16 protein-coding genes are annotated in these 21,813 nt (G+C 64.5%); 9 read left to right on the top strand and 7 right to left on the bottom strand.

The window, feature by feature from the left end:
* Positions 1-103 precede the first annotated feature (103 nt).
* Complete coding sequence (locus tag JW958_11560; protein MBN1826893.1) at positions 104-646, bottom strand: prepilin-type N-terminal cleavage/methylation domain-containing protein; 543 nt, start codon at positions 644-646, stop codon at positions 104-106.
* A 193-nt stretch (positions 647-839) separates the two neighbouring features.
* On the opposite strand from JW958_11560, the gene JW958_11555 reads away from it, so the two are divergent.
* On the top strand, positions 840-2,609 hold the full coding sequence (locus JW958_11555) for a glycosyl hydrolase 53 family protein (protein ID MBN1826892.1): 1,770 nt from the start codon (positions 840-842) through the stop codon (positions 2,607-2,609).
* A gap of 40 nt (positions 2,610-2,649) precedes the next feature.
* Here JW958_11555 and JW958_11550 read toward each other — a convergent pair whose 3' ends face one another.
* The 3 genes from JW958_11550 to JW958_11540 form a co-directional block, all read right to left on the bottom strand.
* A complete protein-coding gene (locus tag JW958_11550; GenBank protein ID MBN1826891.1) occupies positions 2,650-3,675 on the bottom strand; it encodes a YitT family protein in 1,026 nt (341 codons plus the stop codon).
* A gap of 227 nt (positions 3,676-3,902) precedes the next feature.
* Positions 3,903-4,805, bottom strand: a complete 903-nt coding sequence (gene cysK, locus JW958_11545; GenBank protein ID MBN1826890.1) for a cysteine synthase A — start codon at positions 4,803-4,805, stop codon at positions 3,903-3,905.
* A gap of 65 nt (positions 4,806-4,870) precedes the next feature.
* On the bottom strand, positions 4,871-5,617 hold the full coding sequence (locus JW958_11540; protein MBN1826889.1) for a hypothetical protein: 747 nt from the start codon (positions 5,615-5,617) through the stop codon (positions 4,871-4,873).
* Between the two features lie 160 nt (positions 5,618-5,777).
* Here JW958_11540 and JW958_11535 point away from each other — a divergent pair, with 160 nt between their 5' ends.
* From JW958_11535 to JW958_11515, 5 genes are read left to right on the top strand one after another with little or no spacing between them, the layout of a single operon-like run.
* Positions 5,778-6,260, top strand: coding sequence for a hypothetical protein (locus JW958_11535; protein MBN1826888.1), 483 nt, complete (start codon positions 5,778-5,780; stop codon positions 6,258-6,260).
* Positions 6,257-7,177 (top strand): M48 family metalloprotease, encoded by a 921-nt coding sequence (locus tag JW958_11530; protein ID MBN1826887.1) that lies wholly within the window; start codon positions 6,257-6,259, stop codon positions 7,175-7,177. Before JW958_11535 ends, JW958_11530 begins: the two co-directional genes overlap by 4 nt.
* Positions 7,178-7,206: 29 nt before the next feature.
* Positions 7,207-9,309: an adenylate/guanylate cyclase domain-containing protein gene (locus JW958_11525; protein MBN1826886.1), complete on the top strand. Its 2,103-nt coding sequence runs from the start codon at positions 7,207-7,209 to the stop codon at positions 9,307-9,309.
* Positions 9,306-10,133: an MBL fold metallo-hydrolase gene (locus tag JW958_11520; protein MBN1826885.1), complete on the top strand. Its 828-nt coding sequence runs from the start codon at positions 9,306-9,308 to the stop codon at positions 10,131-10,133. The genes JW958_11525 and JW958_11520 overlap by 4 nt, the downstream gene beginning before the upstream one ends.
* A 15-nt stretch (positions 10,134-10,148) precedes the next feature.
* Complete coding sequence (locus JW958_11515) at positions 10,149-11,783, top strand: mechanosensitive ion channel (protein ID MBN1826884.1); 1,635 nt, start codon at positions 10,149-10,151, stop codon at positions 11,781-11,783.
* 67 nt (positions 11,784-11,850) lie between these two features.
* Here the strand turns inward: JW958_11515 and JW958_11510 are convergent, their stop codons facing one another.
* Together JW958_11510 and dgt are read right to left on the bottom strand one after the other, a co-directional pair.
* Positions 11,851-12,360, bottom strand: coding sequence for a nitroreductase family protein (locus JW958_11510; protein MBN1826883.1), 510 nt, complete (start codon positions 12,358-12,360; stop codon positions 11,851-11,853).
* 110 nt (positions 12,361-12,470) lie between these two features.
* The gene (dgt, locus tag JW958_11505; GenBank protein MBN1826882.1) at positions 12,471-15,011 is read right to left on the bottom strand and encodes a dNTP triphosphohydrolase; all 2,541 of its coding nucleotides are present in this window, start codon (positions 15,009-15,011) and stop codon (positions 12,471-12,473) included.
* A gap of 342 nt (positions 15,012-15,353) precedes the next feature.
* On the opposite strand from dgt, the gene JW958_11500 reads away from it, so the two are divergent.
* Positions 15,354-16,709: an MATE family efflux transporter gene (locus JW958_11500; protein MBN1826881.1), complete on the top strand. Its 1,356-nt coding sequence runs from the start codon at positions 15,354-15,356 to the stop codon at positions 16,707-16,709.
* 78 nt (positions 16,710-16,787) lie between these two features.
* Here the strand turns inward: JW958_11500 and JW958_11495 are convergent, their stop codons facing one another.
* Positions 16,788-17,879 (bottom strand): DUF362 domain-containing protein, encoded by a 1,092-nt coding sequence (locus JW958_11495; protein ID MBN1826880.1) that lies wholly within the window; start codon positions 17,877-17,879, stop codon positions 16,788-16,790.
* Between the two features lie 409 nt (positions 17,880-18,288).
* On the opposite strand from JW958_11495, the gene JW958_11490 reads away from it, so the two are divergent.
* Together JW958_11490 and JW958_11485 are read left to right on the top strand one after the other, a co-directional pair.
* Positions 18,289-19,356 carry a T9SS type A sorting domain-containing protein gene (locus tag JW958_11490; protein MBN1826879.1) on the top strand — a complete coding sequence of 356 codons (1,068 nt, stop codon included), beginning with the start codon at positions 18,289-18,291 and terminating at the stop codon, positions 19,354-19,356.
* Positions 19,357-19,626: 270 nt separating this feature from the next.
* Positions 19,627-21,732 (top strand): HDOD domain-containing protein, encoded by a 2,106-nt coding sequence (locus JW958_11485; protein ID MBN1826878.1) that lies wholly within the window; start codon positions 19,627-19,629, stop codon positions 21,730-21,732.
* Positions 21,733-21,813: the final 81 nt, after the last annotated feature.

Raw genomic sequence — 21,813 nt, 5'->3', positions numbered from 1 at the left:
TCCGGCGGGAAAAAGAAAAGAGAAGAGGGCGTCCGCGGTGATGAGCGGGCGCCCTTTTTCGTCCGCCGAGTAAAGGGGGAGGAACGGGCGCGCCGAACCGCCGCTACAGTTCGGCGGGTATCATCTCTTTTGGCATGAAGTGGCCGGTGTGGTTGGCGATGACCCGGCCGGTCTTGATGTAGAACTTCCAGCCCGTTCCGTCGCCGGCGTTCCCCTCGGCGACGGTGATGTCCGCCTCGCTGATGTCGCAGGTCACGCCGGAAGCGCCGTTGAAGGGATTCACCGGAAGGCTCTTTTTAATGTAGGGCCCGTAGCGGTAGGTCGCGTCCTTGGAGTTGCTCGCCCGGCCTTGGGAGTCGGTGTAGAGGGTGAGCTGCTTCTCGAAGGCCTCCTCCGCTTGCGCTTTGTTATCTACCTCCGTGCCGTCGCTCGCCTTGAAGGCGCCCGGGTAGCGGCCGCCATGCTGGTGATAGTACATCTCCACCGCGTTCTGGAGCGCCGTCAGGTCGCTCTCCGTAGCCGCGTCCTTCGCCTGATCCGACGAGTTGGTGAACTGCGGGATGGCGATGCCGGCGATGATGCCCAGAATCATCACGACGATCAGCAACTCGACGAGCGTGAATCCACGCATCCTCTTCCGTACCATACCCTTATATCCACCGCGGGGGGTTGCGACCTCTCGATGTTTCTCCTCCCGGATGATCGGCCCGCGGAGGGACTTTCTGTATCAGATTCGACCGAGAGCGCGAGACGGGGCGGGGGCGCGGATCCGATTGTGCTATAATCAAATATCTCCGTGTATGAAGAGAACCGACCCACCTCGCGACCCCGAGGGAGCCATGCCCGCCCGATCGATTCCGCGGATCCTGCTTTTTGCACTCCTGATCGCGGCGAACGCCGCGGCGGCCGCGGAGAGCGAACCGGCGACCGGCGCGGATCTCTCCTACCTGGCGAGAATGCTCTCCCTCGGCGCGGAATATCGAGAGGACGGCGCGCCGGTCGATCCTCACGCTCTCTTCCGCGCGCGCGGATACGACATCGTTCGCCTCCGTCTCTGGCACACGCCTCCGGAACCGTGGCACGCCCTCGACTCGACCCTCGCCGCGGCGCATCGTTTCGAGGGCGCCGGATTCGATCTGCTTCTCGATTTCCACTACTCCGACGGATGGGCCGATCCGGGACAACAAACGAAGCCGGCCGCCTGGGCGGCGCTCGACTCCGCGGCGCTGGTCGATTCGATTCGCGCGTACACCGCGGCCGTGGTCGCCCGCTTCCGTGACGAAGGGATCCTTCCCCGCTACCTGCAGATCGGCAACGAGATCGGCGGCGGTTTTCTCTGGGACGACGGCCGCGTCGGTTGGCCGGGAAGCGTCTGGGACACGCCGGAGCGGTGGTCCGCCTTTACGGCCCTCCTCGGCGCGGCGATCGACGGGGCGCGCGCGGGGGCGGCGCCGGACGATCCGCCGGAGATCCTCATCCATATCGCCGAGGGCGGGGATGTCGAGCGGTGCCGCTGGTTCTTCGACAATCTGATCGCCGCCGGAACCGACTTCGACGGAATCGCCTTCTCTTTTTATCCCTGGTGGCACGGCACGCTGGCCGACGCGGGCGCCGCACTGCACGACGCGGCCGCGCGATACGGCAAGCCGGTCTGGATCATCGAGACTTCCTATCCGTGGACGCTCGAGGACTTCGACGGCGACGGAAACTTCGTCTCTTCGTCGGATCAGCTCCACCCGGGAGATGACGCGACGCCGGAGGGGCAGCTCGCCTTTCTTCGCCGGCTGCGCGCGGTGGTGCGCGGCGTCCCCGGAGGGCTCGGCGCGGGTGTGCTCGTCTGGGAGCCCGCGTTCCTCGCCGTGGTGGGCGGCCCATCCAACCCGAACGACAACCTCACCCTCTTCGACTCGGACGGCGACGCGCTTCCCGGACTCGACTTCGCCGCACCCTGGGACTCTTCCCCCCACGACCGCGTCCAGGTGATCGGCGACTGGAACGGCTGGGACCCGGACGCGCCGGACATGAGCCAAACCGAGCCGGGGCTCTGGTTCGACACGCTCCTGGTCGAAGCGGGGTGCCACCTCCTCAAGTTCCGCACCGACGGCGCCTGGGACGACCCTCTCGACTACGGCTCCTGCGACGGCGAGCATCCCGGCTGCGTCGTCCCGCCCGCCGGATCCCTCTGTCCGGCCGCCCATGCCGGAACGGCGCTCGGCCGGATCGAGTTTCCCTCCACTGGCTCCTACGTCTTTCGCCTGGACGAGAGGGAGTGCTCCTACCGGATCGCTCCGATCGAGGAGACGGCGGCCCCGGACGGGGAAGGGGCGCGGCGAACGGGATGGCTTCGGGTGGAGCCGAACCCGGCGTCGGACCGGGCGACGATCCGCTTCTTTCTGAATCGCCGCGAGACGGTGCGGCTCGCCGTATACGACGCGGCGGGGCGCCGGGTGGCGCTCCTCGCCGAAGGGAGCCTGGACGCGGGGGTCCACGACCGGGTCTGGGACGGACGGAACGGCGCGGGGCGGGACGCCGCGGCGGGGGTCTACTTCGTCCGCCTGATCCACGGGTCGGGCGAGAGACTCGGCCGCCTCGTTTTCCGGCGCGGTTGATCCCCGAGAACGATTAAACCGTAAAAGAATTAGCCTCGACCTAGATGGTCTGCAGGCGCTCCCGGAGGGGCTTGAATCCCTCGCCTAAAACCTCATGCGCTTCACTCACCACCAGGAACGCTTCCGGATCCGCCGCGGCGACGAGCCGCTCCAGGTGGATCAGGTGCTTTCGGTTCACCACGCAGAGAATCACCGCCTTTCGCCGGCCGCGGTAGAGTCCCTGCCCCTCCAGGTAGGTGCCGGTTTTGTCGAGCCCGAAGAGGATCGCCTCGCGAATCTCTTCCCCCTTTTCGGTGATGATCGTGACCGCCCGGGAATAACTGCGGCCCGCGAGTATCTGGTCGATCACCTTGCCGGTCACGAAGATGGTGACCACCGCGTAGAGGGAGAGATTCAGGTCGTGGAAGAACCAGGCGGCGAGGGCGACCACCGACGCGTCCGTGATCATCATCCATGCGCCGACGCTGACGTTGGTCTTCCGGCCGAGGATCTGGCCGACCACGTCGGTGCCGCCGGTGGATCCCATGTGCCGGAAGATCAGGCCGAGACCGACGCCGATGGCGAGGCCGCCGAAAAGGCTGGCGAGCATCGGGTCGAGCCGGAAGACCGCCTCCCCCCACCCGAGGCGCGGGATGAGCCATCCGAGGAGGTCGATGAAAATCGACGCGAGCACCATCCCGAAGACGGTGCGGGAGATGAATCGTCCGCCGAGCGAGTGAAGCCCCCAGAGGAAGAGGGGGATGTTGAGCACGAGCGCGACGGCGCCGACCGGCAGGGGCCGGCCGATGATCCCCGTCGAGGCGTAGTGGATCACGGTGGCGATGCCGTAGACGCCGCCGGGGGCGATCCTTTGGGGAACCATGAAAAAGGCGTAGCCGGCCGCCATCACCAGGCAGCCGAATGCCATGACGGTGTAGGCCCGGAGGATCCGGGGGAAGGCGGAACGGCTCTTTTCGAGAAAGGCGCTTCGCCGCGCTTCGAATTCGTCGGGCGTGAGCGCCGGCAGGCGGAAACGACCGATCCGCGCGCCCGCTCCGCCGCCTCGGGTTAGGTGGCTCCATCGCATCTTCGCGTTCCTCGCGCGCGCCGTCCCGGGCGGGGACGGGCGCAAAGGAGCGGCCGGCGGAACCGGCCGCTCACGTCGAAATCCGGGGGTTCCTTCGGGCGTCCGCCGGACCCGGTTCGGGCCCGGACGCAACGATCCGGCCGGGGAAACCGGCCGGACGCATGAACTATTCTACCAGAAACGAGGGGGAAAACAACCGCAATCGGTCCGGCTCCGGATCAAACGGTTCAGATGAGGGCGGTGCTGAAATAGCGCTCCGCGCGGTCCGGAAGGACGGTCACCACGTTCCGCGTCGGCCCCATGGCGCGGGCGATGAAGGTGGCGGCCCAGACGTTGGCGCCGGAGCTGGTGCCGGCGAGGAGCCCCTGCTTCCGGGCGAGTTCGCGGGTGGTTTCGATAGCGTCCTCGTCGCTCACCGTGATCAGGTCGTCGATCAGGCTCGTGTCGAGGCACTCGGGGACGAAGCCGTCGCCGATCCCCTGGATGGCGTGCAGTCCCGGTTCCTGCCTGAGGAGGGCGGCCGTCTTCTTCGGCTCGACGGCGATGATGCGGACCGAAGGGTTGCGCTCCTTCAGAAAACGTCCCACGCCGCCCAGGGTGCCGCCGCTCCCGATCCCCGCCACGAAGGCTTCGATCCGTCCGTCGAGACGGTCCCAGATCTCCGGTCCCGTGAAGAGGTAATGCGTTTCGGGATTCAACGGATTGGTGAACTGACGGAGCTGCCAGCCCCCCTCGCGATCGCGGATCTCGTCGGCGAGGCGGCACGCCTCCTCCATCGAGCCCTTCGCCGGCGTAAGAATCAACTCGGCGCCGAGCGCTTGGATGATCTTCTTCCGCTCTTCGCTCATGTTCTCGGGCATGACGATGGTGACCGGGTGGCCGCGCTGCACGCCGACGAGGGCGATGCCGATTCCGGTGTTGCCGCTGGTCGCCTCGACGATGCGCGTTCCGGGGGGGAGTTCGCCGTTCTTCTCGGCGTGGAAAATGATGTGCTTCGCCACGCGGTCCTTGATGCTGCCGCCCGGATTGAGAAACTCCGCCTTGGCGAAGACCGCCATGTCGGTCATCCGGGTGAGCTTGACGAGCGGCGTATCGCCGATCAGATCGCTGACGTCGGTGGAATAGTACACGTCTGCCTCCTCGGACCATGTATCGGACGGGAGGAGAAAAGAGGTGAGAGTTCTATGAGGCGCCTCTACCCGCTCAGGGGGCAGATGCGCGGGAGGTCGAGGAGGGCCGCGACGCCGGCGACGGTGTTGCCGAAGAGGAGGTAGGGTTTCCCCGCGTCCCGGAAGAGGCGGATGATTTCATCCGCCGTCCCGTTCACCACGCTCGACCCGGTGATCAGCCCGATGTCGGAGGAATCGACGAGGCGCTCCATCTCCCTGTCCCCGTCCCAGACGGGAACGCCGGAACTCTCGGCGCCGATGTTGTCCGGATTCCGGTCGACGACGCGCACGCGCTCCGCCCCGAAGCGCTCCACGAGCCCCCGGAGAATGGCCGGCTGCAATCCCACCATGCCGATCCGAACCGCCCCGAAGCGTCGTTCCAGTTCCTCCGCCAGCAGAGGTCCGCAGCGAGTGGGGTCCTCGTCCCGGCAGTGAACCGTCCCCTCCACCCGGCCGAGCATTCGGAGGGCGCCGTTCAACACCGCCGTGAAGACCGCCCGATCTTCGATCCGTGAGAGGTCGAGGCGGAGAGCCTCCGCCGGCGTTCCCCTCCAAGAGGTGGGGCGGTCGGTGAAGGCTTGGCCGCGGGCGCCGCCGATCCGCGCCTCGATTACGCGCTCCTTCCCCTTTTTCAGGACGAAGTTTTCGTCCGCGCGCGCGCCGATGGCGTCGTCCGGGTGAAGCGGCGTCACCTCGACCGGCGCGCCGCCGTCGAATCCGCTCTCCCGCAAGAGCGCTCGCAGGCGCTCCCGCGCCTCTTCCAGAAGGCCCATGCTTCTTACCTCCGGCCCGGGAAATCTCCATCCTAACGCTCGCGGCGGGGCGCCGCAAGGCCTATGCTCCGCTTGGCGCGCGGGTTCGGCGGTGATAGGATCGTGCGAAACGACACAGGATCCGGCGCGGGCTCGGAAAGGCCGGGAAGGGGGGATCGACTTGCGATGGAAAACGAAGGCGTTGGGGACGCTCGGCATGCTTCTGGCGGCGGCCGTCCTCTACGCGGGAACGCAGTGGACGGTGCAGGTGAAGAGCACCAAGCTTCGCAAGGAGCCTAAGTTTTGGGCGGGCGCGGTGAAGACCGTGGAGATCGGCGCGAAGCTGGAGGAAACGGGCCGGCAGGGTGAGTGGATCCGCGTGAGCGCCGGAGGCGCGACCGGTTGGGTTCACGAGAGCGCCGTCACCACCAAGAAGATCGCCCTCTCCGGAGGAGGCGGCACGGTGGATCGGAACGCCTCGGACCACGAGGTGAGCCTGGCGAGCAAGGGCTTCACCGAGGAGGTGGAGGCGGAGTACAAGAAGAGCGGCAAGGGGCTGGACTACGAAGCCGTGGACCGGGTCGACCGCATCCGAGTTTCGGACGAGGAACTCCGCAAATTCCTGGAGCAGGGGAAGCTGGGTGATTGGAGGGGGCGGTCATGAGAAGGACGGTCTTCATCGGATTTCTCGCGGTGGTCGGGGCGGCCGCGTTGCTGATCGCCGGTTGCACCGCCACCGATCTCGGCAAGATCGGCACGAGCATCGCGGCGAATCAGGGTTACATCTCCGACGACCAGAAGGGAGCGATCGACCGGACCGGCGAGGCGTTCCGGAAGAGCTTCGAGGAACTGACCGAGGAGGAGGAGTATTACATCGGCCGCGCCGTCGCGGCGACGCTCCTCGGCCGTTATCCCCTCTATAAGAACGACGAGGTGACCGGCTACGTGAACCGTGTCGGCCGAGCGGTGGCGCTCTACTCGAGTCGCCCCGAGATCTACGGCGGCTGGCATTTCGCCGTGCTCGACGTGGACGAGGTGAACGCCTTCGCCGCGCCGGGGGGAACGATCCTGATCACGCGGGGGATGCTCGCCATCCTCCCGGACGAGGACGCGCTCGCCTGCGTGCTCGCCCACGAGGTGGGTCACGTCGCCGGCCGCCACGGCCTCGCGGCGATCCAGAAGAGCCGTCTCATCGACGCCTTCGCCATCCTCGGTCGCGAGGCGGGGACCGCCTGGAACAAGGAGGAGTTGGTGAAGCTCACCGACCTGTTCGACGGCGCCGTGGGGGACGTGGTGCGGACCTTGGTGGAGCGTGGTTACAGCAGGAGTCAGGAGAAAGAGGCGGACCGCATGGCGGTGGAGTTCGCCTCCGCCGTCGGTTATCGCGCCGACGGCATTACCCGGTTCCTGGAGCGGATGGATGAATCCGGCTCCGGCGGCGCCGGTATGTTCGCCACACACCCGCCGGCGAAGGACCGGATCCGGGACGTGGAGCCCGTCGTGAAGAGCCGCTTGGCCGAGGGGACCGACCCGTCGGCGCGGACGGAGCGCTTCAAGCGGAGCACCCGGTCGATCGGATAGGCGCGAGCGCCGCGCCGCGGAGGAGATGGATGAGGCGGATCGGCCTCGGCGCGATGATCGGGGCGGCGGCGGGTCTCGTCGCGTTTCTGCTCTCCCTCGCCGGGGCGCTCGACACGCTCGAGTGGAAAACGCTGGACTGGCGGCTCGCGCGGCTCGCCGGGCCGGGGCGGGTCGCGGAGCGGATCGCGATCCTCCTCGTGGATCAGAAGAGCCTCGACCACATGGCGGCGGAGGAGGACCTTCCGTGGCCGTGGCCCCGGTCGCTCTACGCCCCGGTGATCGAGTACTGCCGCGACGCGGAGGCGCGTGCGGTCGTCTTCGACCTGCTCTTCACCGAGCCGTCGGTCTACGGCGAGGGGGACGACGCCGAACTGGGAGCCTCGGTAGCCGGCGGCGGGGTGATCCTCCCCTTCCTCGCCCACGCCGGCGACGAGGGTGCGCCGCCTCCCGCGCGTTTCCGGCCGGCGCCGGAGGGGGATGGAACCGTTCCCGCCGTCCCCTTTCTCTCGGCCACGCTTCCGGTCGAATCGATCCGCGACGGAGCGGCGGGCCTCGGCAACGTGCTCTTTCTTCCCGACCGGGACGGCGTTTTTCGCGGCGTACCGGCGGTTTTCCGTTCCGGCGGCGGAGCGGAGGCGCTCGCCCTCCCCTTCGCCGTCTGGTCCGTGACGGAGGGAACGCCGGTCCGCGCGGACGGCGGCCGTCTTTTCCTCGGCGATCGGACCGTCCCCCTGGACGGCGAGGGGCGCATGCTGGTCCGCTTCCGTGGTCCGGCGGGAACGATCCCTTCCTATTCCATCGCGAGCGCGATCCAGTCGTGGGTGCGCGAACGGGAGGGGGGGGAGATCTCGCTCCCGAAAGAGCTGCTCCGGGGGCGGATCGTCTTCATCGGATCGAGCGCGCCGGGGCTCCTGGACCTTCGACCCACGCCGATGAGCCGGGTCTATCCCGGCGTGGAGTTGCACGCCACGGTCCTGGACAACCTTCTCGCCGGAGACTTCCTCCTCCGGACGCCCCGCTGGATCGAAGCGCTCCGTTGCGTTCTCGCGGCGGCGCTGCTCGGCTTCCTCGTCGGGCGCGCGCGGAGCCCCTGGCGGGGCGCCCTTCTCCTGCCGCTCTTCGTCGCGGTGCTCGCCGGCGCCCCCCTTCTCTTCTTCCGTTTGGGCCGGTGGGTGCCGATCGTTTCCCCCGTGCTCGCCGTGCTGCTCGCTTTTCTCGCCGCGCAGACCGCGCAGTACGCCGTCGAGGGCCGCCGCCGCCGTTTCCTGAAACACGCCTTTCGCCATTACTTGAGCCCACAAGTGATCGAGAAGATCCTCGAGAACCCGGACCGCCTCGCCCTGGGGGGCGAACGGAAGGAACTGACCCTCTTCTTCTCCGACCTGGCCGGCTTCACCTCTCTCTCGGAGGGACTCGATCCGGAGCGGCTGACGGCGCTCCTCAATCGTTATCTTTCGGAGATGACCGATCTGATCCAGGCGGAGGGGGGGACGGTGGACAAGTACGAGGGGGACGCGATCATCGCCTTCTGGAACGCGCCTCTCGACCAACCGGACCACGCGGCGCGCGCCCTCCGCGCCGGGATCGGCGCGCTCCGCCGGCTCGATGAGATCAACCCGGAGCTGGAGCGGGACGCGGGAAGGCCGCTTTGCATGCGGATCGGCATTCACACCGGGTCGGTTGTGGTGGGGAACATGGGCTCCCGCGAGCGGTTCGATTACTCCGTGATCGGCGACGCGGCGAACCTCGCCTCCCGGCTCGAGGGGCTCGGCAAGGTGTTTCGCTCGCCGATTCTGGTGAGCGAGGCGACCTGGAACGCGGCGGAGGGAGCGGCGGCGGGGCGTGAAGTGGGGCGGGTGCGCGTGGTGGGGAGGCGCGAACCGACGCGTGTATTCCAGGCGGCGGGCCCGGCCGGAGGGCCTTACCTCTTTCCCTGGTGGCGCGAGGGGGACCGCTCCTTCGAGGAAGGGCTGCGCGCCTTCGAAGCGGGGGACCTCGCGCGGGCCGGAGAAATCTTCGCCGCCCTCGCCGACGACCCGGTCGCCGGCGCCTATGTCGACAGGATCGACGCGCTCTCCGGGGGCGCCTTGCCGCCCGGTTGGGACGGTGTATGGGAAATGACGAGCAAATGAGACGCGGGTCGCTGACCGTGCTCGGCGCGCGCGGGAGCAATCCCACGCCGGGCGCGGCCTTCGCGAAGTACGGCGGCCACACCACCTCCCTCGCGCTCCCCCTCCGGGAGACGACGCTCCTCATCGACGCGGGGACAGGCGTCGTCCCCTTCGGCGCCCGGCTGCTCGGGTCCCCCGAGGCTCCGCGCCGGGTGGATTGGGTCTTCACCCATTTCCATCTCGACCACGTCGTCGGCCTCCCCGCCTTCGCGCCGCTTTATCGCGAGGAATTTCGGGTGAGCGTTTATCTCCCCGCTGAGCGGATGGAGGACGGAAGGCGGGCGCTGGAGAGAATCGCTTCACCGCCGTACTATCCCGTCGGCTGGGACCGCATGGAGGCGCGGATCACCTTTCACCCATTGCCGGAACGACTCGAGATCGAAGACGTGGCGATCACCCACGCGCCTCTCCGGCATCCGGGCGGAGCCCTCGCCTATCGCTTGGACGGGCCGGTGGGGAGCGCCGTCCTCGCCACCGACACCGAGCATCCGGAATCGGGGATCGACGAGGGGCTTCTGGCGCTCTGTTCCGGCGCGGGCGTGATCCTGTATGATGCGCAGTACGACGCCTTCGAGTATGAAGCCCACCGAGGCTGGGGGCACAGCACGTGGGAAGCGGGGGCGCGCCTCGCCGAGGGGGCGGGCGCGCGGCGGCTCGTTCTGGTCCATCACAATCCGGAAAGGGAAGACGGCGGCATGGACCGGCTCGTTCAGGAGGCGCGCCGGCGGTTCGCCGGGGCGGAGGCGGCGCGGGAGGGGATGACGATCCCCGTCGCTCGATCGTAATAAGGAGGGATCGGATTGGACACGCAGGTCGCGGATGCATTGACCCAAGCGGTGCCTACATGGACGCAGGCGCTCCGGTTTCTGGCGATTTTGTCGCTCGCCGGCGCGCTCCACGTCGGCGCGCGATACGGATTTCGACGGCGGCCCCTGCATGCCCTCCTTCTCCGCGTCTCCTTCCCGGCGTCGGTCCTCCTTCTCACGCTGGTCGCCACGCTGCTCCGGAGCCCCTGGGGTTTCCGCGAAGGGGCGGTCTTCTCGGACCGCGTCCTCGCCTGGAACATCTTCTGGATCGTCTTTTGCCTCGTTCGACTGTTGGACGGCGTCATCTATCATGTCCATCAGAGAAACCGGGAAATCCCCTTTCCCGTGCCGACCCTTCTCCGGCGGATCCTCCTCGGCGTTCTCTACCTGGTCGCCGCGCTCGCGGTTCTCCGAACCATTTTGGGTGTGAATATCACTCCCCTGCTCGCCACGTCGGCGATTCTCTCCATGGTGATCGGCCTCGCGCTGCAGGGAGTGCTCGGCAATCTCCTCGCCGGCATCTCGCTGAACCTGGTGCGCACCGTGGAGACGGGAAACCTGATCGGGATCGGCGACAAGGAAGGGAAGGTGGTGCGCACCAACTGGCGGGAGACGGTGATCCGCACGCGGGACGACGACTACGTGTGTATCCCGAACAGCGTGCTCGCCTCGGAGACGATCGTCAACTACAGCAAGCCGGACCAGCTCCACCGCCACAATATCGAAGTGGGGGCGAGCTATTCCGACGCGCCGGCGGATGTCATCGCAGCGCTGGAAGAGGCGGCCCGGGAGGCGTCTCTCACGGCCGACACGCCGCCGCCGGTCGCGTATGTCGTTGATTATCTCGACTTCGGGATCAACTACCGGCTTTATTTTTGGTCGCGCAACTACTGGCGGAAGAACCCGATCCGCGGTGAAGTCGCTCGACTGATCTGGTACAAGTTCAAGCGTCGCGGCATCGAGATCCCTTTCCCCATGAGCGATCAGCTACTGAACGATTTCATGGCGGTGGTTTACAACCAGCGCCGCCTCCCGCCGCCGGAGGAGTCGACGGAGGAGGCGGCGCGGGTCCTCGCTTCGAGCGCCTTCCTCTCCCGCCCGCCCGCCGTGGAGGGCGGCACGCCGGAGAGGCTCCTGCCGGAAGAAGCGATCGGGGAATTCGCCCGAGGCTGCCGCGCCGTCCGCTACACCAAGGGGGAGGTCCTCTTTCGACAGGGGGACGCGGGCGAGGCGTGTTACGTCGTCGCCCGCGGCGCCGTGGACGGCTTCATCGATTACCGTGAGGGGGGCGAGGAACACCGTTTCGCCTTCCGTACCGGGCCGGGGGAGATTATCGGTGAGATGTCCCTCTTCACCGGCATGCCTCGGACCGCCACCGGTCTCTTCAAGGAGGAGGCGGAGCTGATCGAGATTCCGAGGGAGGCTTTCGCGAAGCTCCTCGCGCGGCACGAGGAGGTGGCCGCCGAGATCGCCCGTCTCGTCGCCGCGCGCAACGAGCAGAACCGCGCCTTCCTCGAGAAGATCGCCTCCCTTTCGAAGGAGGATCTGGAGGTGGGGTGCGACGAAGGACGGATCATCGCCCGCCTGAGGAACCTCGCCGCCTGGGGGCGGAAGCTGATGAAAGGATGACGGGAAGGGGGGAGGTGGATCGCACCGGTCCGTTTCCCGTCGATCCGTTCATTTTTGATCGGTCTCACTACCAACCGTTCCGGTGGACGCGCTCCGGCTCGTAGCGGTCGGCGCGCGTTTTCGTCTCCGCCCGATAGCCCAGGCAGACCAGGGCGTGCGGCTCGATCCCTTCGGGGAGCGCGAAGACCCGCCGGAAATTTTCCATCCTCTCCCGGTTCGGCCAGACGCCGCACCAGACCGCGCCGAGGCCGGAGGCGTGGGCGGCGAGGAGAAGGTTCTGCGTCGCCGCCGCGCAGTCCTGAGGCCAGTTGCCCGGGTACTTCTCGCGGCCGGGTTCCGCGCAGACCAGCACCGCGGCCGGGGCGCGGGCGGCCATCTTCGCGTGGGGGTGTATTTCCGGGATCGCGTCCAACAGCTTCCGGTCCGTGAGAGTCAGGAACGCCCAGGGGCGAGCGTTCCCCGCGCTCGGCGCGGCCATCGCCGCCCGGAGCAGCGCTTCCATCGTCTCCTCCGACACCGGTCGCTCCTCGTACTCGCGGATGCTCCTTCGATCGTGAATCGCCTCGAAAAGGTCCAAGGGGCTCCTCCTTAGGGGTAAGAGTCACTTTGTTGTAAAGCTGGAACGAGCACGCCGGGAAAACCCGCTGCAGGAGACGTGTCGGTCCCAGGTAATATTCCGGAAACGAATCAGGAGATGAAGTAGGTTTCGTCCTGGAGTTCTACTTCCCTCCCGCACTGGTTCGCGCGATTGTACTCGTTGGCTATGAAACGATCGGTCATTCCGGTTACGTGCTCAATAATTCGGCGAACAAGAGCATAACGGTTGCTCGTTCGCCATTTTTCCTCAATGTAACCTTCCATTTCGGCTGTGGGATCTTCAAGAAGCGACATGAGTACGTCTTGAGGGATCGTGTCGGTTTCCCGTTCTACCGTCGATTTGTCGATGTAGCGTTTCACGATAGGATGAACGTTCGGCATTTCCTGATAGGCTCGAAGTCTCGACCAGACGCGGTCATGCATGGTCCGAGGATTCTCAAGATACATATTCAGCAGATATCGTATAACCTTTTCTCCCATGTGATTCATCCGGGCGACACGGGAACTCGAATGGATCCGCTTCTTGATCAAACCTTTTAACTCTCTGTCGAGCATGTGGACATGATCGTGTAAATCGATCAGACGCTCCACATCCGGATATCGGACTCGACTCGAGTAGAAGGGGCATTGATCCGTGTTCTTGTCGCAGACCTGGGCATGACCTCGACCGATTTTGCAGGGGGGCTCGTCGATGCCCGGGCAGAGATCGCGGTAGCCCGTAAAACAGATCTTAACGTTCTGCAGGGGAATCGGGGGGACTTGTTGCCCGGCGCTCCCCATGTCGAATTCGACCCATTCCGTCTCTTGAGGAGACGACGACTTATTAAGCCAGCAGATCCGCTCCGGCTTGGAATAAAGACGTTCCTCGACGGAGCCGTCGACAAGCGCCCTTCCATTGCTTTCCAGAATGATCGGATAGTAACGGCGAATAAAGTTCGTCATCTGTTTTTCCGTTTGGAAACGAAAGCAGAAACGCCGTTCTTTATCCCGGTCTTTGTTATACGGCTCGAAAGTAGCATCGTGGTGAGTGATCCCGTCGACGATCACGAACACCATGTAATAGAAGTGGTTTGCTTCGTCTTCCGGAGAAAGCGTCTCCGGTACGTGTTGATTCTTCTCTACTCGGTACGTGTCGTAGTGGAGGCGAAAGCTCGGATCGAGAAGGGAGTGGATATTCCAAAAAGAGTGCTCGATGGCGTTCGCGAGCATGACACCCCTTAGAAAAGCGATGATGTGGTATGAAGGAGGATACTCCGTGCCCGTCGTTCGGTGGGTGCTTCCTCCTTCATCGCCGATAATTCGAAGGAGGAGTTTTAAGTATTTCAGGACTCGGCTGCGTGCCCAGCGTTGATCTTCCTCGCTCATTTGCCAAGTCAGGTATTCTTCGTCCCTCCACATATGAAGCAGGAAAGCGACCATGGCGGCCTTGAGAAAGAGTCCCCTGTATTTCGCATCGTCCATCAGCTTTCTATTTATTTCGTCGATTCTCTCCTGGCGTATTTTCTCTTCGTTTTGATCCTCACGCTTCGGTTCCGCACCTTCCGACGGGTTCCCCTCCGCTCCAGGTTTCCTTTTGTACGTGTACATATACTTGCCGATGGAGTCTTTCTCCTCGCCGTGGTATTCCACCATTGTCACGATCTGGTCCAAGAAAAGCCTGGAGACCTTCGTGTGAAGAGTACGGTGTATGAGATGATCCCCCCGGCCGAGTGGATCTTCGTGGATCAGAGAGGTTTGATCCGGCTGGGTTTTCGGTGCGGATCGCCTACGGTCAATGATCGTTGGCTCCAGTTTATCCAAAAACCCCTTTAAGAGGCGACGAATGTGCTCCTTCTTCAGTATTCCCGAGCGGAAGCCGTCTTCAAGATCGTGGATCCTCTGGGCGAGCCTGTCTGCGATGCATACGACCTGGGCTTCCAGGGAGCCGGGGAAAAACAGATTCTTCTCTCGGTGGTTTCGAGCTAATTTTCGAATTGCTGTTTCAAAGGACTTGTCGAAAACCGCATTTTCATGGGCGGGCCCTCGATAACCGTTTCGGGAATGAACAAGGAGGCCCTCGCGGACCCCCGTTGTAAGATTCAACCCCTGCCCGAAGCCCTCTCGAAACATCCGATCATCCCAATCATAGCCGGGCTCAAGGTGCTCGACAATTTCGACGGATTGGCGATTGTGACAAAAATAGTATCCGTGACGATACGCATCGCCGAGAGAACGGATCCAATCGTTAATCGCCTTTTCCGCCACGTGGCCATAAGGAGCGTGACCGAGATCATGGCCGAGAGCGATTGCCTCAACCAGATGCTCATTCAAACGCAAACCGCGGGCGATATGGCGGGCCGTTTCCGCGACTTCAATAGAGTGAGTGAGTCGGGTACGATAGTTGTCGCCTTCATGGGTTACAAAAACCTGGGTTTTGTATTCCATTCGCCGGAAAGCCTGGCTTTTGGCGACACGATCCTTGTCGATTTCGAAAGCCGTTCGGTACCGGCTGCGCGTGCCATGACGGTCCAGTGCATACTCGACGGTGTCTCGGATGTTACGATTGGTGTACCAGGGGTGATCGCTGTGCACCGCGTATGGGGCCAAGTTTTTCTTTTCCCATTTTAGCCAGAACTGACTGTACACGCACATGTTAGCCACCTCGACCCTGTTGTCATGGTGATGAAATCGGGTCAAAAGACCGCGCAGCGGGACAGTGGACGGCGGAACGGGAAGTGATTCTTTTGATAGTGCGACCGCGCGCGTATCCCAGCTAAGAAAAGAACATGAATAGGATACACGCCAAGCACATTCCGGTCAAGAGAGGATAAAGGTCGAGTCGTGCGCGCCGGAAAACCGGCTCTGGCGATTTGCGGCGAAAACCTTGCGTCGCTCCGTTGCGCGAACCGGCGCGCCGCGGTATGATGGCCGGGATTTCCATCCCCTCCCCGGACGGACCGTTTCCACGAAGGATCGAGAGGACCCGAGGAACCGATGAACGGAAACAACCACGTGCTCGCCGGGGACCGGCTCGGCCGGCTGCTCTTCCGGCTCTCCACTCCCGCCGTGATCGGCATGCTCGTGATGGGTCTCTACAACATGGTGGACACCGTTTTCGTCGGCCGCGGCGTGGGAACCCTCGGCATCGCCGGGATCATCGTCGTCTTCCCGATTCAGGTCTTCACCATGGCGATCGGCCAGATGCTCGGGATCGGCGCCGCGTCGATCATCTCGCGGGCGATCGGGGCCGGGGACCTTGCGCGGGCGGAAACCGCCTTCGCCAACATGCTTCTCGTGACGGCGCTCTTCTCGGCGGCGCTCACCGTGGCCGGCTACGCCTTTTTGGAACCGCTTCTCCGCGCCTTCGGAGCGAGTGACGCGATTCTTCCCTACGCCCGGGACTACATGTGGGTTCTTCTCATCGGCACGCTCCCCCACACGTTCGCCATGGCGGGAAACAACGTGATCCGCGCCGAGGGGAGCGCCCGAACCGCCATGATGACCATGCTGGTCGGCGCGGCGCTGAACATCATCCTCGATCCGATCCTGATCTTCGGTTTCGGCTGGGGAATTCGCGGCGCGGCTTGGGCGACGACGATTTCCAAGTTCGTGTCCATGGGGTGGATGGCCGCCTACTTCCTCTCGGCGAGGACCGGCTTGAAGCCGGGAGCGCGGCGTTACCGGCCGGACTGGCCGGTGCTCCGGGAGACATTCGCCCTCGGTTCCTCCGCCTTCGCCCGCTCCGTCTCGGGGAGCGTGCTCGCGGTGGCGTTGAACCGGACCCTCGGTTCGGTCGGCGGTGATCTCTACGTGGCGGTATGGGGGGTTGTGGGGCGGCTCGTGATGTTCACGCTAACGCCGCTCATCGGAATCGCCCAGGGGTTGCAGCCGATCGCCGGGTTCAATTTCGGCGCCGGCCGGCTCGACAAGACCGATCGGGTGGTGCGGATCGCCCTCGCCGCGGCCACCGTCTTCGCGACCGGGGCGTTCCTCGTGCTTCTTCTTCTTCCGCGCCCGATTCTTTCGATTTTCACACGGGACGCCGCGCTGATCGACGAGGGGGTGCGCGCACTCCGCTGGATCATACTCGCCCTCCCGTTGGTGGGTTTGCAGATCGTCGGCTCGACCGTCTTTCTCGCCGTCGGCCGGGCGCTGCCGGCGCTCTTTTTGACCCTGTCGCGGCAGGTGATCTTCCTTCTTCCGCTGGTGCTCGTTCTCCCGCTCTTTTGGAGCGTGCGCGGCGTTTGGATCGCCTTCCCCGTCGCCGACACTCTGGCGACGGTGGTCACGCTCGCCTTCCTTCTCCCCCAGCTACGCGCCTTCCGCGCGCGCGCGGCGGGGGCGGCCTAGAGATACCCGGAGTCGGATTCTCCTTCCACAACCGCTACGAGAGGGTGAAGGAAGGGAGTGGGAGAAACGGAAGCCCCGCTATTCCGGATACTCCTCGAACAGCCGTCCCCAGGGGCTCTCTTTCTTCCATCGCTCCACCACCTTCCGCCCCTTGAGGGGATACCAGAAATGGTCGTGGTAGTACTCGCTGGCGAAGACGAAGATGTTCACCAGAGGCGTGCGGAAGAAGAGCTTCTGGAAAACTTTCAGCGGGGAACGCCAGAGGAGCATCCCCGTGCCGGTGCCGAGGTTGACGCCCACCTTGAAGTTCCAGCGCTCGGCGGCTACGTCCTCGTCGCCGACGATCTCGATCTCCCGCGGGTCCCCTTGGCCGAGACCTCTCTCGGTGGCGTGGGCGATGTATTGCATCGACATCGGATCGAAGCCCATCATCCGCGCCGCCACGGCGTCGATCGCCACCTGGTCCGCCGAGGCGAGGATCACGTCCTTCCGATGGGGGATGAGGGTGCGCGGACCGGGCCCGCTCCCGGCGGTGGTGCCGTCCATGGTGCAGAAGATTCCCGTGTGAATCTCCTTCTGAATCGCCAGCAGGTCGACGATGGTGTCGTGGATCCATGTATGGGTGTAGTGACGATTCACGTTCAGAAGGCCGCCGAAAGCGTTTTTCAAGGCGCCGGTGGTCACCGTGTAACTGTGGGTCTTCACGGTGGGGAGGTGGACGATGTTCTTGCCGAAGAAGTAGTCGGGCAGAAAAATCCCGTCGGGAAAGATCCTGTCGAGCACCGCCATCTTCGCCTTCGGCTTGTACTCGACCCAGGTCATGTCTTCGGGTTTGAAGTTGTACTTCTTGGGGATCCCGTATTTCTCCAGAACCGGACCGAACTTGTTGTAGCGGTCGCCCAGATCGGCGATGGTGACCACCGTTTTGTTGTGCACGTCCACCAGATCCTCGAAGCCGGCGTCCTTCAGCCCGAGGATCGTCCCCTCGAGTTGCCAAGGCGTCGTGTTGGAGCCGGGGAAGAGCAGGTGCCAACTGATGTTGTCCTTGAGAATGGTGGTCGCCGACTGGTCCATCGCCCCGCGGATCCCCGCCAGGTCGCAAAGCCGACGGTAATCGTCCAAAACCGTCTCCGGCTTCGTCCGGATGACGGCGACTCGTGATTTGGTCATCGTCGTTTCCTTGGTTCGGGTCTCGGCACGGGCGTCTCTTCTCCGCCGCCCCGCCGGGACCTCCGTTCGTCGTCGCGCTTTTCTCAGTATACTACGGCGCCCCGTCCGCCGACAGAAGGGAGCGCTTCCCCCCGGGCCCCGATTCCGCGGGAAAGGCGTTCGCTGAGTGGACAGGGAGCCCCATTCCTGATCATCTTCGGTTCGATCCGAGGGCCGGTTTCTCCCCGTCCTTGGGAGAAAACAGTTGGAATGGTTGATGTAAATCCTTTATAATCAGGCTGTTCATTGGAGTAGGCGTCCGGGATCTCCCCATCCGTTTCTTTCTGGACCGCCCCTTGCCGTAGACCGACGCAGACTCGCCGCGGAAACCCCGCCGGCGGTGGAGACCGCCGGCGAGAGGAGGTTGTTTATGTTCGCGTGCCTCATCGCCCTCGTTCTCTGTTGTCTCGTGCTTCCCCCGGCCGTGACCGCGGCAGGGGCGGAGGCGATCATCGCCGATCATGTCGCGGTCTCCCGGTTCGAGGAGATCCCGGAGGCGGTGATCGAAAGCGTGTCCACGCAGTACACGGTTTTCTACGGGCACACCTCGCACGGGAGCCAGATCGTCACCGGCCTGAACCAGCTCTACGCGGAAAACACACTCTACCAGAAGCCTTTGTTCCACGAGATCAGCGACGATCTCGGCCACAACGGCGATACCTCTTGGGTCGCGCCGACCCGGACCTGGCTGGACGCTCACCCCGAGTACAACGTGGCGATGTGGTCCTGGTGCGGCGGCTGCTCGGACAACACCGAGGCGGGAATCGATATCTACCTAAACGCGATGGAGGGATTGGAGGCGGAGTATCCGAACGTCCTCTTCATCTACATGACGGGGCATCTGGACGGAACCGGCGTGGAGGGCAATCTCTACGCCCGGAACAACCAGATCCGCGCCTACTGCCAGGCCCACGACAAGATCCTCTTCGACTTCGCCGATATCGAAAGCTGGGACCCGGACGGGAACTACTACCCGGACGAATCGGACTATTGCAACTGGTGCACCTCCTGGTGCGGGAATCACGAGTGCCCATCCTGCGCGTGCGCCCATTCCCAGTGTTTCAATTGTTACTTGAAGGGTAAGGGGTTTTGGGCGATGATGGCCGAGGTGTGGGGCTGGGATCCCGCGACGTCCGTCGCCGGAGAAACATCCGCCCCCGCTCCTTTCCGGCTGGAACCCAACCGACCCAATCCCTTCAATCCCTCGACGGAAATCTCGTTCGTCCTCGTCGAGCCGTCACGCGCGAGGATCGACGTGTTCGACGCCTCCGGGCGACTCGTCGCGACGCCGCTCGACCGGGATCTTCCCGCAGGCGGACAGTCCATCCTCTGGAAGGGCGAGGACCGCTCCGGACGATCCCTCCCCGCGGGCGTTTACTTCTACCGGCTTCGCGCCGGCGGCTTCGAGCGCGTCCGCAAGATGACCCTGATCAAGTAATCTTTTCTCTCGGGGGCGCCCGCCGGCCGGGCGCCCCGCCTATTCTCCATAGAAACAACCAGTTCCGGCGACTAGCCGTTTCCTTTCTCCACCGCCCACCCAAAGAAAAAATACAACTGTTCTTGATGTAAACCGATGCGCCCCACCGGCCGATGATTAGAGCGACGTGAGGGCGGTTCGCCGTGCGTCTCCTGAATGCATCATGGCTCTGCATGGAAGAAGAAGAGACGAGACCGGAGCGACCGATCTTCGAACCGGAGAGCGGAGACCATGATCATCTCGCAGTTGGCGAAACCCGCACTGAAAGATTTCGTCCTGAAGATTCACGCCGACTGGCGTTTCGCCTCCCGGTTCTTTCGTAATCTCCGGTTAGCCGGTTGGGGAGAGGCGGAAGGCGGCGCCTCCGGGGAAAAGGGCGCGCCGGTTCCTCCTGATTGCAACGGGGATCTGCTGCTTTATCGATACATCGCCTCTCTGCGGAACCGGAGCGAATGCGACCGCTCGTTTCTCGCGATCACCCTGAACGACCGACTCGATCCCGCCACCATCTGGAGCGACGGTTTTCCCGATTCCGAAGCGGCCGCGGGTTGGGCGGAGGAGAACTGGGCGTTCCTCTCCCGTGCCATCGCCGAGGGCGGCGCCGTTTCCGCCCACCTCCCCGCCTCCGAATCGCCGGAAGGCGCCGGGGCGCCCGTTCTGGCGATCCCCGTTTCGGCCGGGCAAAGCACGATCGGTGTCGTGGCGATCCGCGGCGCTCCCGGAACCGACTTCGATCCGAGGGCGACGAGGGTTCTCAAGTCGGGCGCCTTCCTTCTCGGTCAGACCGTTCTGGAGGTTGTGGGAGAGGACCAAACCAACAACGTCCTTTACGCCATGATTCAGTCCCTCGCCGCCGCCCTGGACGCCCGGGACGCCTACACCCGGGGACACGCGGACCGGGTCGCCATGTACTCCATGGTCCTCGCCAACGAGCTGGGCGTGGAATCGGACGCGGACGATCCCGGCGGTTTTCGGGACAAGCTCCGTCTGTCGGCGCTCTTCCACGATATCGGCAAGGTCGGCGTTCGCGACTGCATTCTCTATAAGCCGGAGAGCCTGAGCGACGAGGAGTACGACATCATCAAGCGCCATCCCATCGTGGGGGAGGAGATTCTGAAGAGTTCGGGGATCCTCGACCACGTCATTCCCGGCGTTCTATACCACCACGAAAGGATCGACGGAACCGGCTACCCGATCGGGCTCATGGGGGACGAGATTCCTCTGGTGGCCCGGATCATCGGTCTTGTCGACACCTTTGACGCCATGACCACGGACAGGGCCTTCCGCGCCGGTATGCCCCACGAAGAGGCGATTCGGCGGATCGTGGAGGACGAGAAGCGCGGCCTCTTCCCCAAGGACCTCGTGGAGGCGCTGGTGCGCGCCCAGGAAAAGGGACTGCTCGCGCACGTGCGCGTCGGCTTCGTCGCGCCCGGCTATTCCATGGATGATGAGGGCTCTCTCATCGAAAGCACCCATTCGGGAATCGGCGATCGGATCCCGGTCATGCCGGCGGCGGTCGCCAAACTGAACGCGATGGTGCGCGATCCGGAATGCGACGTGAGCCGCCTCGCCGAGGTGATTCAAACCGACGAGGGGTTGGTGGCGCGCATCCTCAAGTACGCCAACTCCGCTTTTTACGGGCTCCCCGGCCGGATCGGGACGATCCAACTGGCGGTCACCATTCTCGGCTTGGTCACGCTCCGCAATCTGGTGATCGTCGCCGCCCTCGCCGAGTTGGCCCGCAAGCTGACGGACGAACCGCGGGACGCGCATCATCTCTGGAACCACGGGATCGACGTGGGGGTCTGGTGCCGTTCGCTCTCGCGCCGCACCCAAGGGGTCGATCCGGAAGAGGCGTTCACCGCCGGGTTGCTGCACGATATCGGCAAGAACCTCATCCTCCGGGAACTTCCGGAGGACCGGCTGAAGCTGAAGGAGTGGCTCCTCGGAGAAGACGAGGCCCGCAGCCTCGAGAGGGACAGCATCGGTTTCGACCACGCCCAGGTGGGTGGATGGGCGGCGGGGCGCTGGAAGTTCCCCGAGTCGCTGGTGGAAGCGGTTCGCTGGCATCACGAGCCCACCGGCTCGCCGACCGCCGATCCGGAGCTGGAGCGCCTCATCTGGGTCGTCCATACGGCGGACATCCTCGCGCGGGCCGAGTCGTTCGAACCTCCCGTCCTCTTCGACGCGCTCGTGCGGAAAGCGAACCCGACGGTGCGCCGCGAGCTGGAACCGATCAAAGACGAAAGCTCCTTGGAGGAGATCGCCGGTGAGGTCTCGGAGGACCTGGAGATGGCGCGTACCCTCTTCGCCGGCGAAGTCCGCGTCGGCGTCTGAGCCCGATCCTCCCCTTTCCCCGTTCTCACGGAAATATCCGGAAAAAGAATCTCGCGCGGAGCCGTGGAGGGAAGAAGAACT

It is taken from the genome of Candidatus Eisenbacteria bacterium (assembly GCA_016930695.1).
Classification (GTDB): Bacteria; Orphanbacterota; Orphanbacteria; order Orphanbacterales; family Orphanbacteraceae; genus JAFGGD01.
The sequence above is the reverse complement of the archived record's forward strand: the minus strand, read 5'-3'. Positions and strand labels throughout refer to the sequence as shown.

Excerpts from the sequence above, each read along its gene's own strand:
- JW958_11560 (MBN1826893.1), bottom strand. The coding sequence starts at position 646 with ATGGTACGGAAGAGGATGCGTGGATTCACGCTCGTCGAGTTGCTGATC.
- dgt (MBN1826882.1), bottom strand. The coding sequence starts at position 15,011 with ATGTGCGTGTACAGTCAGTTCTGGCTAAAATGGGAAAAGAAAAACTTG.
- JW958_11550 (MBN1826891.1), bottom strand. The coding sequence starts at position 3,675 with ATGCGATGGAGCCACCTAACCCGAGGCGGCGGAGCGGGCGCGCGGATC.
- JW958_11520 (MBN1826885.1), top strand. The coding sequence starts at position 9,306 with ATGAGACGCGGGTCGCTGACCGTGCTCGGCGCGCGCGGGAGCAATCCC.
- JW958_11555 (MBN1826892.1), top strand. The coding sequence starts at position 840 with ATGCCCGCCCGATCGATTCCGCGGATCCTGCTTTTTGCACTCCTGATC.
- JW958_11525 (MBN1826886.1), top strand. The coding sequence starts at position 7,207 with ATGAGGCGGATCGGCCTCGGCGCGATGATCGGGGCGGCGGCGGGTCTC.
- JW958_11485 (MBN1826878.1), top strand. The coding sequence starts at position 19,627 with ATGATCATCTCGCAGTTGGCGAAACCCGCACTGAAAGATTTCGTCCTG.
- JW958_11500 (MBN1826881.1), top strand. The coding sequence starts at position 15,354 with ATGAACGGAAACAACCACGTGCTCGCCGGGGACCGGCTCGGCCGGCTG.
- JW958_11495 (MBN1826880.1), bottom strand. The coding sequence starts at position 17,879 with ATGACCAAATCACGAGTCGCCGTCATCCGGACGAAGCCGGAGACGGTT.
- JW958_11490 (MBN1826879.1), top strand. The coding sequence starts at position 18,289 with ATGTTCGCGTGCCTCATCGCCCTCGTTCTCTGTTGTCTCGTGCTTCCC.
- JW958_11540 (MBN1826889.1), bottom strand. The coding sequence starts at position 5,617 with ATGGGCCTTCTGGAAGAGGCGCGGGAGCGCCTGCGAGCGCTCTTGCGG.
- JW958_11530 (MBN1826887.1), top strand. The coding sequence starts at position 6,257 with ATGAGAAGGACGGTCTTCATCGGATTTCTCGCGGTGGTCGGGGCGGCC.